This is a genomic window from Neisseria weixii (assembly GCF_042658245.1).
Classification (GTDB): domain Bacteria; phylum Pseudomonadota; class Gammaproteobacteria; order Burkholderiales; family Neisseriaceae; genus Neisseria; species Neisseria weixii.
The window spans coordinates 11,408-24,061 of record NZ_JBHSPY010000019.1; the positions used below are offsets into that span (position 1 = coordinate 11,408).

The following is a 12,654-nucleotide window of genomic DNA, read 5'->3' on the forward strand; positions in this document are numbered from 1 at the left end:
ACCTAATCCAAGGCCGTCTGAAAACCTGCTACATAAACAAACGCCAGAAAGTCAGTCCCAGCAGCACCAACACGCCGAACACCATCGCGGCGGCGTAGCTGTAGATAAAGCCGGTCTGCATTTTGCGCACTTGCGCGGCGACTGCGCCCACCACTTTGGCGGAATTGTTGACGATACCGTTGTCGATAATCGCCACGTCGCCGACTTTCCAGAAGAAATTGCCCAATGCGCGGCTGCCTTTGGCGAACACGTTGTAGTAAATCGTGTCGAGGAAGTATTTGTTATCCAGCAGTTTGTAAATCGGGCTGAATGTGGCGGCGATTTTGGCCGGCAGATGCGGTGCTTTCACATAAAGGAACCAAGCCGTTAACACGCCTGCGATTGCCAGATACAGCACCGGCGTTTGGAAGCTGTGCGCCACCATGGCCAATGCGCCGTGGAAATGTTCGCCCATCACCTGCATGGTCGGATGCGCTTCATGGTTGACGTAAATCACGTCTTTGAAGAAATCGCCATACAGCATAGGCTCAATCGCGATATAACCAATCACCACCGACGGAATGGCCAGCAAAATCAGCGGCAAGGTCACCACCCACGGGCTTTCGTGCGGATTGTCGTTTTTACCCAAGCCGTGATGATGCCCGTCGTGGCCATCTGAATGATGGTGTTCGATTTCACGCCATTTTTCTTTGCCGTGGAACACCATAAAATATTGGCGGAACGCGTAAAACGCGGTCACAAACACGCTGGCCAGCACCGCAAAATAGGCAAAACCGCTGCCCGGAATGGTGCTGTATTTGGCCGCTTCGATAATCGAATCTTTGGAATAGAAGCCGGAGAAAAACGGCGTCCCGATCAAGGCCAAGTTGCCCAGCAGCATGGTGATCCACGTAATCGGCATGTATTTTTTCAGATTGCCCATGTGGCGTATGTCTTGGTTGTGGTGCATGCCGATAATCGCGCTGCCCGCCGCCAAGAACAACAAGGCTTTGAAAAACGCGTGCGTCATCACGTGGAACATCGCCACCGAATAGGCCGACGCGCCCAAAGCCACGGTCATATAGCCCAGTTGCGACAGGGTCGAATACGCCACCACACGCTTGATGTCGTTTTGAATCGTGCCCAAAAAGCCCATAAACAGCGCCGTAATCGCACCGGTCACCATGATGAAGCTCAAGGCTGTGGTACTCAATTCATACATCGGCGACATGCGCGACACCATAAACAAGCCCGCCGTCACCATCGTGGCCGCGTGAATCAGCGCGGAAATCGGCGTCGGGCCTTCCATCGAATCGGGCAGCCACACATGCAGCGGAAACTGCGCCGATTTACCCATCGCGCCGACAAACAGCAACAGACAGGTAACGGTAATCAGGCTCCATTCCACACCGGAAAAAAGCTGAATCGTGGCCGTCTGAATCTGCGGCAGATAGGCAAACACATCTTGATACCGCAAACTGCCGCCGAAATAAGCCAACACCAAGCCGATACCGAGCAAAAAACCGAAATCGCCGACACGGTTGACCAGAAAGGCTTTCAAGTTGGCGAAAATCGCGCTGTCGCGTTTGAAATAGAAACCGATCAGCAGGTAAGACACCAAACCTACCGCTTCCCAGCCGAAGAAAAGCTGGATAAAGTTGTTCGACATCACCAGCATCAGCATGCTGAAGGTAAACAGCGAAATATAGCTGAAAAAGCGTTGGTAGCCGACTTTTTCATCGTGCATATAGCCGATGGTATAGATATGCACCATCAGCGACACAAACGTCACCACCACCATCATCATTGCCGTCAGCGAATCGACCAAGAAGCCGACCGAAAAATCCAAGCCGCCCATAGTGAGCCAGGTATAGACATTCTCATCAAACTTCGCGCGCGTGCCGCTGATAAAGCCCCACAACACATAAGCCGACAACAGCACCGACACCGCCACGCCGAGAATGGTCACCGTATGCGCACCGGCACGGCCGATTTTATTGCCGAACAAGCCCGCCAACAGACTGCCTGCCAGCGGCAACAAGGCAATCATCAAATATAAAGTCATGTCGTTCATAGAAATGAACCTTTTAATTTAAAAAATGTTTCTGCTTTTTCAGACGGCCTTTCAGCCCTTCTGATAACCTTCGTAGTAATAAGATTGCTCGATGCCTTTGAAAATCATCTCGCAGTTGTCGACATCTTCGGTTAAATTCGCCTGCAATAAGAAGCGCAATTCCAAATCGTTGACAGGGCTGCGCTCCATCGCCTGTAAATACAGGGTTTTGTCGACATGCTGCCAATCCACGACTTTCTTCAGGTTTTTCTTCAGCACCAAATCCAACCAAATGCGTGTGCTTCTGCCGTTGCCCTCCAAAAACGGATGGGCGATGTTCATTTCCACATATTTGGCGATGATGTCTTCAAAAGTGTTTTCCGGCATCGTTTCAATTTTGGCCAAGGCTTCTTTCAAATACAGCGCATTGGCAAAGCGGAAACCGCCTTTGGAAATATTCAGCTCGCGGATTTCACCGGCAAAATCATATAAACCGTCAAACAAATAAGCATGAATCTGCTGCAAGCCGCGGGTGGTGCCGACTTCCATTTTATCAATGTCGCCGCTGTCAAACAGGCGGTAAGCATGTTGTAAACTTTTTTCGTCGATTGATTTCATGGTTCTATTCCGTTTTCAGACGGCCTGAAAATCAGCCTTTCAGTTTATCCAAATCGGCCACATTGATGGTTTGTCGGTTGCGGTACACCAGCACCATAATCGCCAAGCCGATGGCTGATTCTGCGGCAGCCACGGTCAACACGAAAAACACGAAAATCTGCCCTGCGGTATCGCCTAAATGCTGTGAAAACGCGATAAAGTTGAAATTCACCGCCAGCAGCATCAATTCAATCGACATCAGCAACACCAATACATTTTTGCGGTTCATGAAAATGCCCATCGCGCTGATGCCGAAGAGCAGCGCACCGAGCACCAAATAATGCGTCAAGGTAATCATGCTTTACCCTCGCTTTCTGATGACTGGCCGTCTGAAACAGTTTCTTCCGGTTTCGGACTCGGTTTGACCGCATCCATTTTTACCAAACGCATACGGCTTTCGTCAGCGGTCACTTTCACTTGGTCGGCAGGGTTGATGTATTTCGGATTGGTGGTTTTGCGGTGCACCAAGGCAATCGCCGCCACCATGCCCAGCAACAACAGCACCGCCGCCAATTCAAACGGCAGCAGATAAGTGGTGTAAATCTGGCGGCCCAAATCGCGGATATTGTCGTAATCGGCCGGCACATCTTGCATCAGGCCGAATGATGCCAAATCGGTTTTCGGGTTCATCAAAATCAGAATCAAAGCCACCGCCAGCAACACGCCGGCCACACCGGCCACCGGCGCGTGGCGCCAAAAGCCTTTGCGCATTTCTTCGACGTCGATATTCAGCATCATCACGACGAACAGGAACAACACCATCACCGCGCCGACATATACCACTACCAGCGTCAATCCCAAAAACTCGGCCTGCATCAGCATCCACATCATCGCACTCACGCAGAAAGTCAGCACCAGATACAGCGCGGCGTGAACGGGGTTTTTGGCGGTTACGGTTTTGAGTGCGCCAAACAGGATGATGGCGGCCAAAACGTAAAACATGATTAGGGAGAAGGTCATAGCACTCTTTCTCAGTTGTCTTTTTAATCTTTATTCGGGGTTTTCAGACGGCCTTGATGCCATCTGAAACAAACGCCGGTTCATGCGCCCTGTATTTCTATCTTACTGCTGGCGGCTTAGTTCAGACTGCCCGAAACATTCAAACAGACTCTCAGGAAGTCCAACTGTCTTACACCCTAACCACCTCGTTGCAAGTTTTGCAGCGTTTCCATTGAGGCTTAGGCCTGTTCGTGCGGCACGAATATGCGGTCGTGGCAATGTCCGGCAACAACGTTGCATCTGATTCCGGCGCGGCCGAGTACGGAGGAAAAGGCGGCCAGCCCGACGGCGGCAAGGTCGGAATGTACGTTCAAGGTAATCCATGCGGCGCGGAAAGCATTTTGCAAACCGTATTTGCGCGCAGTTTCTTCTTCCATCACCGACAGACCTTCCGCTTCGCGCATACCGGCGTAGATTTCCGCAACCGTCAGCGCTCTGCCTTCCGGCAGCGTGGCAAGTATGCGCACTCATGCTGAACAGGCTGCATGGCGAGAATTAGGGCTTGCAAATCGCTGACGGCTTGGTTCATGGTTTATCTCCCGACGGTTTTCTGAGGCTGGTAATTGGCCAGAAAAGTATTACCGGCAATTCAATTCTTGTTTTTCAACCAATTTTCCGCTCTCGTCATAAATTTCATAGCGCTTGGCTTTGCCGTTTTGATAAAAAAACCGGGTACGCACTTTGCCTGACGGGAAAAACCCTTCCGACCAGCCCTCTGCTTTACCGTTGGCAAAACGCGTATGGGTTTCCGTTACGCCGCTTGGATAAAATATTTTTAGTTCAGGCACTTTGCCGTTCACTATGTTGTATTTCAACGTGAGATTCTGCGGCAGATCCAGTTTTTGTGTGATAACGCCGTTGGTTTTGTTTTGGGTCGGCGGTGCGGGGACAATTTCGTTACAAAGCCTCGTAGTATTAACGAGCCTGGATGGTTTAGCCGGTTGCTTGAGTGCCGGTTGCCAGCCGCATTTTTTGGCAATTTGCTGCTGGTGGGATTGAGGTATGAGTTTAAAGGCTTCAGGATGCATGAAACAATCTTCATACACTTTGTCATGAATTTGTTGTACGAAAAAACAGCCGTTGAGCAGCAAAGCTGCGGTTGCAGTTAACGCAATGGTTAGCTTTTTCATCATCTTACTCCTTTGAATTTTAAATTTTAGTTTCCCGTCGGCCATCAATGCCCGACCTACACATCCGTTTTTCAGACGGCCTCAACGATACGGCGCATCCGCCGCTTTGCGCTTGGCGATTTCGGCTTCGTATTTGTCGCCGATGGCCAGCAAAATCGGTTTGGTCATGTACAAATCGCCTTTTTTCTCGCCGTGGTATTCGAAAATATGTGTTTCGACAATGGCATCGGTCGGGCAGGCTTCTTCGCAGAAACCGCAGAAAATGCACTTGGTCAAATCGATGTCGTAACGCGTGGTGCGGCGCGTGCCGTCGGCGCGTTCTTCCGATTCGATGTTGATCGCCATCGCCGGACACACCGCTTCGCACAGCTTGCAGGCAATGCAGCGCTCTTCGCCGTTGGGATAACGGCGTTGGGCGTGTAAGCCGCGGAAACGCACCGATTGCGGCGTTTTTTCCTCGGGGAAATATATCGTGTCTTTGCGGGCGAAAAAGTTTTTGAGCGTCACGCCCATGCCTTTGGCCAGTTCGCCGAGCAAGAAAGTTTTAACTAGGTTTGCCATTGGTGTTCCCTTTGAATCGGGTTCTCTATTTGTTCAATTTCGGTTTCAGACGGCCTATTCTTTCAGGCCGTCTGAACAATATGTTTCAATTCTGTAGTGTGGGGATCAACCCACCATTTTATTTCCACAAACTCAACGGCGAAATCATCCAGCCGCCGAGTAACACGATGCACAAAAAGCCAATCGGAATCAGAACTTTCCAGCCCAAGCGCATGATTTGGTCGTAGCGGTAGCGCGGGAAAGTGGCGCGAATCCACAAGTAGCCGTAAAGCACAAACGCCATTTTGGCAAACATCCAAAACGCGCTCGGTGTGCCGACCCAGCCCCAGCTTTGCGGGAACGGCGACAGCCAGCCGCCGAGAAACATCAGCGCGGTCAGGGCGGCAATCAGGATCATGAAAATGTATTCGGCCAAGAAGAACAAGGCAAACGCGAAGCCGGAATATTCGACGTGGAAACCGGCCACGATTTCCGATTCGCCTTCCGCCACGTCAAACGGCGCGCGGTTGGTTTCGGCCACGGCGGAAATCAGATACACGATAAACACCGGAAACAAAGCCAGCCAGTTCCATGACAACACCGAACCACCGGCGATGCCTGTGGCCTGCGCGGCCACGATGTCGGCAAAATTCATGCTGCCCGACACCATCACCACACACACCAGCGCGGCACTCATGGCGATTTCGTAGGAAATGGTTTGCGCCGACGAGCGCATCGCACCCAAAAACGAGTATTTTGAGTTCGACGCCCAACCGGCGATAATCACGCCATACACCGACAGCGAAGTAATCATCAAAATAAACAGCAAGCCCGCGTTGACATGGGTGAGCACCCATTCTTCGGAAAACGGAATCACCGCCCATGCCGCAAAAGCGGGCGCGAGCGAGAGCATGGGGCCGATGTAGAACAAGGCTTTGTTCGATAGTTTCGGGCGCGTCACTTCTTTAAACAACAGCTTGAACACGTCGGCAAACGGCTGAATCAAGCCCCACGGGCCGGTCACGTTGGGGCCGACGCGCAGCTGCATAAAGCCGATGACTTTACGCTCGAAATAGGTCAGATAGGCCACGGTGAGAATCAGCGGAATCAGGATAATCACGATTTTCAAAATCACCGACACCACCAAACCGACGCTCAGGCCGATGTCGCCCCAACCTAAGGTCACGGCAAACAGGGATTGGAACCATTCTTGCATGTTTACGCCCCCGCCAATTCAATCGCATTCATCATCGCCCCCAAGGCCGCGTTGTCGCTGTGCAGCGGCAGATGCACCACATATTCCGGCAAGGCCGCATCGGCCACGACCACCACATTTACACCCACGCCGCCGTGTTTGGCCACGACTTGCTGGCCGTCTGAAAGATTCAAGGCCGCCAAGGTATTCGGATGCACACACGCGGCCGGTACCGCCGCATGGCTGGTTGCCTGCAACGGCGCGCTGCGGCGCACAATGGCATCGGTGTGATACAAACCGACACCGCCGATGCGCACCAATTGATTCGAGGCCGTCTGAACGGCTTCGCCATCAAAAGTAGTACGGTTATTCAGTTGCACCGACACGATTTCCTGATTGAGCGCGGCTTGCAAAATCTCTTCGCTGCCGTGGTAATCAAAGCCCTTCACGTCAAACAGATTACCCAACACACGCAACACTTTCCACAACGGACGAGAATCACCGAAGCCCTGCACCACGCCGTGGAACGACTGCAAACGGCCTTCCATATTGACGAAGCTGCCCGAAGTTTCGGTAAACGGCGCAATCGGCAGCAACACGTCGCACACATCGAGCAAAGTTTCACTGACAAACGGCGTAAACGCCATCACGCTCTTGGCCTGTTTCAACGCGGCCACGGCTTGCGCACCGTTGGCCACATCGATTTCAGGCTCGACATTCATCAGCAATACCGCCTGCTTCGGCTGGCGAATCATGGCTTGAATGCTGTCACCTCGGTTAACGTTCAATGCGGCCGCACCCACGCTGTTGGCGGCTTGCGGCAGGATACCCAAAGTGGCATCGGTGGCTTCAGCCAGACGTTGCGCGGCGGCGTAAATAGCAGGGTAATCAGGATGGTTTTGCGCTTCCGCGCCCAAAATAATCGCGGCTTGGTCGGCATTCGACAGGCTGGCGGCCACGTCTTGATCCAAGTCTTGCGCCCATTCGTTCAGACGGCCGGCCCATTCATTCGGATGCACCGCTTCTTGGGCAAACAAAGGCATGTGCAGCGTTTCTTTTCGGCCGGCCAATATGCTCAATTTCATGCGGCCATGCGTGGCACGGCGCAAACGCGCGGTCAACAGCGGCTGCTCTTGGCGCAGGTTTGCCCCCACCACCAATACCGCGCCGTTTTCTGCCAGCGATTGAATGCTCTGACCCAACCATTGCGCGCCCGACAGGCCGTCTGAAACGCGGTTGTCTTGGCGTTGCAGACGGGTATCGATGTGGCGGATGCCTAAGCCTTCAGCCAGTTTTTTGGTTAAATACAATTCTTCGACCGTGTTCATCGGATTCGCCCAAATGCCCACCTGGTCGGCATGGCCGTCTTTGGCGATGCATTCTACCGCATTACGCACATACTCCAGCGCGGTTTTCCAGTCGACATCGACCCATTCGCCGCCCTGTTTGATTTTCGGGTTTTTCAAACGGCTTTTGTGATACAAACCCTCATAGGCGAAACGGTCACGGTCGGACAGCCAGCATTCGTTGATGGCTTCATTTTCCAACGGCAGCACGCGGCGCACGGTGTGGTCTTTGGTTTGCACAATCAGGTTGGAACCGAGCGCGTCATGCGCCGACACCGATTTGCGGCGGTTGAGTTCCCATGTGCGCGAATCGAAACGGAACGGCTTACTGGTCAACGCGCCGACCGGACACAAATCAATCACGTTCCCCGATAATTCGGTTTCAATCACCTTGCCGATAAACGGCATGATTTCCGAATGCTCACCGCGGCCGGCCATGGCGATTTCCTGCACACCGGCGATTTCTTCGGTGAAACGCACGCAGCGGGTGCAATGGATGCAACGGCTCATTTCTTCGGCGGAAACCAACGGCCCCATGTCTTTGCCGACCACCGCGCGTTTTTCTTCGGTGTAGCGGCTGGCCGGTTTGCCGTAGCCCACGGCCAAATCCTGCAACTGACATTCGCCGCCTTGGTCGCACGTCGGGCAATCCAGCGGGTGGTTGATCAGCAAAAACTCCATCACTCCGGCTTGCGCGGTTTTGGCCAAAGGCGAATGCGTGCGCACCACCATGCCGTCGGTCACCGGCGTGGCACAGGCAGGCAGCGGCTTGTTGGATTTTTCCACTTCGACCAAACACATGCGGCAGTTGGCGGCGATGGACAATTTCTTGTGGTAGCAAAAATGCGGAATATACGTTCCGAGCCGGTTGGCGGCTTCAATCACCGTCGTGCCCTGCTCCACCGTCAGGTGTTTGCCGTCGATTTCGATTTGTAACATGGCTGTTTCCTAGTTACTTTATTCTTTGGATTAAAAATTTTTTCTTAGCGCTCAGGCCGTCTGAAAGGTTGGGATTGGGGTTTCAGACGGCTTTTTTAGGTATTCATACGGGTAACTTGGGCGGAAACCCGACAAGGTTTTTGCGTTTCAAAAAGTGTTGGGCCTTGACCCAAGCTACTTGCTGAATTGCTGGGCAGTTTCTTCAAAAAAGGCAATAACCTGCCTTAATCTCAATACCACATCTTCAGGATTTAACTTATCTTCTTTATTGCCAAGCCAATCTTCGCAAGCGATAACAGCAGCGGTCATGGTTTTACCTGACCCGAATCTTTTTGGTTTGTGAAGAATAAAACCTTTCTCTTGTGCCTTTTTTGATAAAAAAGCGAAATAGGTCTTGGCAGTATGAGATTGCTTATTTTCATCTCTTATTTTGAAACACAGCTTCCCACCTTTGCTTTCAATCTGTAAGTAAACAGACGGATAAGATTTCAAAATGCCCCACCATAATCCACCTGCGGCATTAGCTGCATAAGCCCATTTTTTCAGCAGTCTTTCTTCTTCACCCAATCGTTCGTTTTCTAAAAAACCAAAAAAACCTTGCCAATCATACTTAGCCCATTGGCCGATTTCTTTGTCTTTAAATGCTTCATTTTTATCTTCAAGCATACGCAAACGCGCTAAAAAATCCTGAAAAATATCGTTTTGAATATGACTGTATTTTTCTAAAATTTCTAAAAAGTCTTGCCGCAAAAATGTATAGAAACCATCTTGTTTAACATTTTCCAAGCTACCCAAACTTTGATTACCTGTTTTCAAATAAATACACACCGGATTGGCATAGTTATGTTTATGGCAATCTTTTTCTGCAATCTCACGGTAGCGTTTCAATTGGTTATTGTGTGTCCCTGTATTGGTTTTGTCTTCAATAATCAAACGGTAACATTGGTTAATTAATACCCAAATATCAATATTTTGATGCTGCCGCTTCGCTTCTACGGAAGTAATCATGCTGTCAAAATCAGGATATTGTTTCCTCAATAACGTGGTACAATTCACGGCTGCACTTATTCAGTTCGACATAATCCGCTTCTAACTCAACATTACCAAATAAAAGTAACCATGTAATAAAAGCGTCTTGGCTCAGTTCTTTAGTGGCAATATTAAAAATATTCGGTTTATTGTTTGTCATCTCTTCAGTTTTCCTATAATGAATTTTTTTATTTTATTTTTTCAGACGGCCTGTTCAGCCCCAAGGCCGTCTGAAACTCAACACCACTTATGCGCCTTCATCGGCTTCCCATGCTCAATATAATGCACAAATTCATCGCGGAAATGCTGGGTAAAACTCTTCACAGGGAACACAGCCGCGTCGGCGAGTGCGCAGATGGTGCGGCCCATCATGTTGCCGCCGATGGAATCGAGCAGTGCCAAGTCTTCCATGCGGCCTTTGCCGTTGGCGATGCGGTGGATGATGCGGTAGAGCCAGCCGGTGCCTTCGCGGCAGGGGGTGCATTGGCCGCAGGATTCTTCGAAGTAGAAATAGGCCAAACGCTCCAAGGCTTTGACCATGCACACGTCTTCATCCATCACGATAATCGCGCCGGAACCGAGCATGGAGCCTGCTTTGGCAATTGAGTCGTAATCCAAGTTGGTCTGCATCATAATGTCGGCCGGTAAGACTGGGGCAGACGAGCCGCCGGGAATCACGGCTTTGAGTTTTTTGCCGTGGCGCATCCCTCCGGCCATCGCCAATACGTCGGCAAACGGCGTGCCCAGCGGCACTTCGTAATTGCCCGGGCGTTCGATGTGGCCGGAAATGCAGAATAATTTGGTGCCGCCCGCACCGGCAACGCCTTTGTCGGCAAAGGCTTTACCGCCGTCACGGATGATGAACGGCACGGAGGCGAAGGTTTCGGTGTTGTTGACGGTGGTCGGTTTGCCATACAGACCGAACGATGCGGGGAACGGCGGTTTGAAGCGCGGCTGGCCTTTTTTGCCTTCCAAACTTTCCAGCAGCGCGGTTTCTTCGCCGCAGATGTATGCGCCGTAGCCGTGGTGGGCGAAGAGTTCGAAATCGAAGCCCAAGCCCATGATGTTTTTGCCCAAAAAGCCTGCGGCGCGCGCTTCGGCCAAGGCTTGTTCAAAGCGTTGGTAGCCTTCGAAAATCTCGCCGTGAATGTAGTTGTAACCGGCCGGACAGCCCATGGCGAAACCGGCAATAATCATGCCTTCAATCAGCGCGTGCGGGTTGAACATGATGATGTCGCGGTCTTTGAATGTGCCCGGTTCGCCCTCGTCGGTGTTGCAGACCACGTATTTGTCGCCGGGGAACGAACGGGGCATAAAGCTCCACTTCAAACCGGTCGGGAAACCTGCACCACCACGGCCACGCAGGGCGGAGATTTTCACTTCTTCGATGATTTCGTTTTGCGTCATCGGCTGGGTCAAAATACGGCGCAGGGCTTGGTAGCCGCCGCGCGACTGGTAGGCCGCGAGCGTCCAGCAGTCGGGGGCGCGTGTGTCCACGCATTCAAAGATTACGCCTGATTGGTAAATAGCCATTTGGTTTGCCTATTTTGGGTTTGCTTCGGTTGGGGCTGCCTGAAAGGTAAATAATTCAGACGGCCTTTTTGTTCTGGTAATGTTCGGGTTGCTGATATTTTTTACGGTTTGTTTTTTCATTTCAGGCTGCCTGAAACGTTTTCAGACGGCCTTTTCAGGCAGCCTTCTGTATCAGCTAGTGTTGGGTTTGCAACCCAAGCTGCCTTGTGTTTCCAAACAGCCTTAACAGGCCGTCTGAAATTTTTGCCAGTGGGTTTACATCCTGCCCTTTTAAATTAAGCAGCCTGAAATTTTATCATTTCAATTGGCAAATAACGGTTTTGCCCGCTCAAAAATCAACCTGCGCTTGTTCTTTTAGGCCGGCATTTTATTCTGCTGCTTTTTACGCCAATGATAAGTAATCCGTTAAATGCTTCTTCATATGCCTTCAAGCCTGTGTCATTTCAAATGACGGCGGCCTTTGCCTTTTCCTGCTAATAAACCGTGTGGGGCTGCTGTCCCGGCATCATGACTAAATTCCACAGATATATGTTGCTGATAAACAAAAATGCCGCAAAACGGTTCAGGTGCGGCAAACAGGATACCTCCGTATTGCACTTCTTCGCCTACTGTTCCAATATTCTTGTACGCACACTATTGATGATTTCATACAAATCGGATTAACCGCTTACCATGTTCAACAAATTTTATTCGTGTCAGCCTGCCCGGGAAAGTTGTCTATATTTATCGGCTTTTCAGACGGCCTTACTGCAATTCCGCCAATTTCTTCTCAATCGCTTCCGCGTCCATAAAGCTGCACATTTTGTGGTTATTGACCAGCATGACGGGAGCGTCGCCGCACGCGCCCATACACTCGCCTTCCAGTAATGTAAATTTTCCATCTGCGGTAGTCTCACCGTAGCCGATGCCGAGCTTCTGTTTCAGGTATTCGCCGGCATCGATGCCGCCGCGCAGGGCGCAGGGCAGGTTGGTGCAGACGGTGAGTTTGTATTTGCCCACAGGCTCCAGGTTATACATGTTGTAGAACGTGGCCACTTCATAGGCTTGTGCAGCAGTAATACCGATATAGTCGGCAACGTAGGCAATGGTTTCGGGGGCAAGATAGCCTTTTTCAGCCTGTGCAATACGCAATGCGCCCATTATCGCGCTGCGGCGTTGGTCGGCCGGGTATTTGGCTAACTCGGTGTCTATCTGTTGCAGGGATTGCGGGGATAACATGGTTTGTAATCCTAGTTTTTATTCAATCAATAATCG

General features: G+C 51.2%; 13 protein-coding genes. All 13 read right to left on the minus strand.

The genetic code is table 11. From position 1 onward, the window contains the following. Positions 1 to 28: 28 nt before the first annotated feature. Positions 29 to 2,053: an NADH-quinone oxidoreductase subunit L gene (gene nuoL / locus ACFPVS_RS09310; protein ID WP_378595704.1), complete on the minus strand. Its 2,025-nt coding sequence runs from the start codon at positions 2,051 to 2,053 to the stop codon at positions 29 to 31. Between the two features lie 51 nt (positions 2,054 to 2,104). Next, positions 2,105 to 2,650, minus strand: a complete 546-nt coding sequence (gene fic, locus ACFPVS_RS09315) for a protein adenylyltransferase Fic (protein WP_378595705.1) — start codon at positions 2,648 to 2,650, stop codon at positions 2,105 to 2,107. Between the two features lie 31 nt (positions 2,651 to 2,681). Next, on the minus strand, positions 2,682 to 2,987 hold the full coding sequence (gene nuoK, locus ACFPVS_RS09320) for an NADH-quinone oxidoreductase subunit NuoK (RefSeq protein WP_095503504.1): 306 nt from the start codon (positions 2,985 to 2,987) through the stop codon (positions 2,682 to 2,684). Further along, the gene (locus ACFPVS_RS09325) at positions 2,984 to 3,649 is read right to left on the minus strand and encodes an NADH-quinone oxidoreductase subunit J (RefSeq protein ID WP_378595706.1); all 666 of its coding nucleotides are present in this window, start codon (positions 3,647 to 3,649) and stop codon (positions 2,984 to 2,986) included. The genes nuoK and ACFPVS_RS09325 overlap by 4 nt, the downstream gene beginning before the upstream one ends. A 218-nt stretch (positions 3,650 to 3,867) precedes the next feature. Beyond that, positions 3,868 to 4,155, minus strand: coding sequence for a hypothetical protein (locus tag ACFPVS_RS09330; protein WP_378595707.1), 288 nt, complete (start codon positions 4,153 to 4,155; stop codon positions 3,868 to 3,870). 111 nt (positions 4,156 to 4,266) lie between these two features. Beyond that, the gene (locus ACFPVS_RS09335; protein ID WP_123804637.1) at positions 4,267 to 4,863 is read right to left on the minus strand and encodes a toxin-antitoxin system YwqK family antitoxin; all 597 of its coding nucleotides are present in this window, start codon (positions 4,861 to 4,863) and stop codon (positions 4,267 to 4,269) included. Positions 4,864 to 4,899: 36 nt separating this feature from the next. Next, positions 4,900 to 5,379, minus strand: a complete 480-nt coding sequence (nuoI, locus tag ACFPVS_RS09340; RefSeq protein ID WP_123804638.1) for an NADH-quinone oxidoreductase subunit NuoI — start codon at positions 5,377 to 5,379, stop codon at positions 4,900 to 4,902. 118 nt (positions 5,380 to 5,497) lie between these two features. Beyond that, complete coding sequence (gene nuoH / locus ACFPVS_RS09345) at positions 5,498 to 6,574, minus strand: NADH-quinone oxidoreductase subunit NuoH (protein ID WP_373754457.1); 1,077 nt, start codon at positions 6,572 to 6,574, stop codon at positions 5,498 to 5,500. A 2-nt stretch (positions 6,575 to 6,576) separates the two neighbouring features. Then, on the minus strand, positions 6,577 to 8,838 hold the full coding sequence (gene nuoG / locus ACFPVS_RS09350; protein ID WP_378595708.1) for an NADH-quinone oxidoreductase subunit NuoG: 2,262 nt from the start codon (positions 8,836 to 8,838) through the stop codon (positions 6,577 to 6,579). Positions 8,839 to 9,012: 174 nt separating this feature from the next. Next, positions 9,013 to 9,846 carry a PD-(D/E)XK nuclease family protein gene (locus ACFPVS_RS09355; protein ID WP_378595709.1) on the minus strand — a complete coding sequence of 278 codons (834 nt, stop codon included), beginning with the start codon at positions 9,844 to 9,846 and terminating at the stop codon, positions 9,013 to 9,015. Between the two features lie 10 nt (positions 9,847 to 9,856). Next, positions 9,857 to 10,027 (minus strand): hypothetical protein, encoded by a 171-nt coding sequence (locus tag ACFPVS_RS09360; RefSeq protein ID WP_378595710.1) that lies wholly within the window; start codon positions 10,025 to 10,027, stop codon positions 9,857 to 9,859. Positions 10,028 to 10,104: 77 nt separating this feature from the next. Next, positions 10,105 to 11,400: an NADH-quinone oxidoreductase subunit NuoF gene (gene nuoF, locus ACFPVS_RS09365; protein WP_378595711.1), complete on the minus strand. Its 1,296-nt coding sequence runs from the start codon at positions 11,398 to 11,400 to the stop codon at positions 10,105 to 10,107. Between the two features lie 744 nt (positions 11,401 to 12,144). Further along, complete coding sequence (nuoE, locus tag ACFPVS_RS09370; protein WP_123804643.1) at positions 12,145 to 12,618, minus strand: NADH-quinone oxidoreductase subunit NuoE; 474 nt, start codon at positions 12,616 to 12,618, stop codon at positions 12,145 to 12,147. Positions 12,619 to 12,654 lie beyond the last annotated feature (36 nt).

Bases quoted from the DNA above. Each gene is read 5' to 3' on its own strand.
- ACFPVS_RS09335 (WP_123804637.1), bottom strand. From the start codon at position 4,863: ATGGCCGACGGGAAACTAAAATTTAAAATTCAAAGGAGTAAGATGATG.
- ACFPVS_RS09360 (WP_378595710.1), bottom strand. From the start codon at position 10,027: ATGACAAACAATAAACCGAATATTTTTAATATTGCCACTAAAGAACTG.
- nuoL (WP_378595704.1), bottom strand. From the start codon at position 2,053: ATGAACGACATGACTTTATATTTGATGATTGCCTTGTTGCCGCTGGCA.
- ACFPVS_RS09355 (WP_378595709.1), bottom strand. From the start codon at position 9,846: ATGATTACTTCCGTAGAAGCGAAGCGGCAGCATCAAAATATTGATATT.
- ACFPVS_RS09325 (WP_378595706.1), bottom strand. From the start codon at position 3,649: ATGACCTTCTCCCTAATCATGTTTTACGTTTTGGCCGCCATCATCCTG.
- fic (WP_378595705.1), bottom strand. From the start codon at position 2,650: ATGAAATCAATCGACGAAAAAAGTTTACAACATGCTTACCGCCTGTTT.
- nuoG (WP_378595708.1), bottom strand. From the start codon at position 8,838: ATGTTACAAATCGAAATCGACGGCAAACACCTGACGGTGGAGCAGGGC.
- nuoI (WP_123804638.1), bottom strand. From the start codon at position 5,379: ATGGCAAACCTAGTTAAAACTTTCTTGCTCGGCGAACTGGCCAAAGGC.
- nuoE (WP_123804643.1), bottom strand. From the start codon at position 12,618: ATGTTATCCCCGCAATCCCTGCAACAGATAGACACCGAGTTAGCCAAA.
- nuoF (WP_378595711.1), bottom strand. From the start codon at position 11,400: ATGGCTATTTACCAATCAGGCGTAATCTTTGAATGCGTGGACACACGC.
- nuoK (WP_095503504.1), bottom strand. From the start codon at position 2,987: ATGATTACCTTGACGCATTATTTGGTGCTCGGTGCGCTGCTCTTCGGC.
- nuoH (WP_373754457.1), bottom strand. From the start codon at position 6,574: ATGCAAGAATGGTTCCAATCCCTGTTTGCCGTGACCTTAGGTTGGGGC.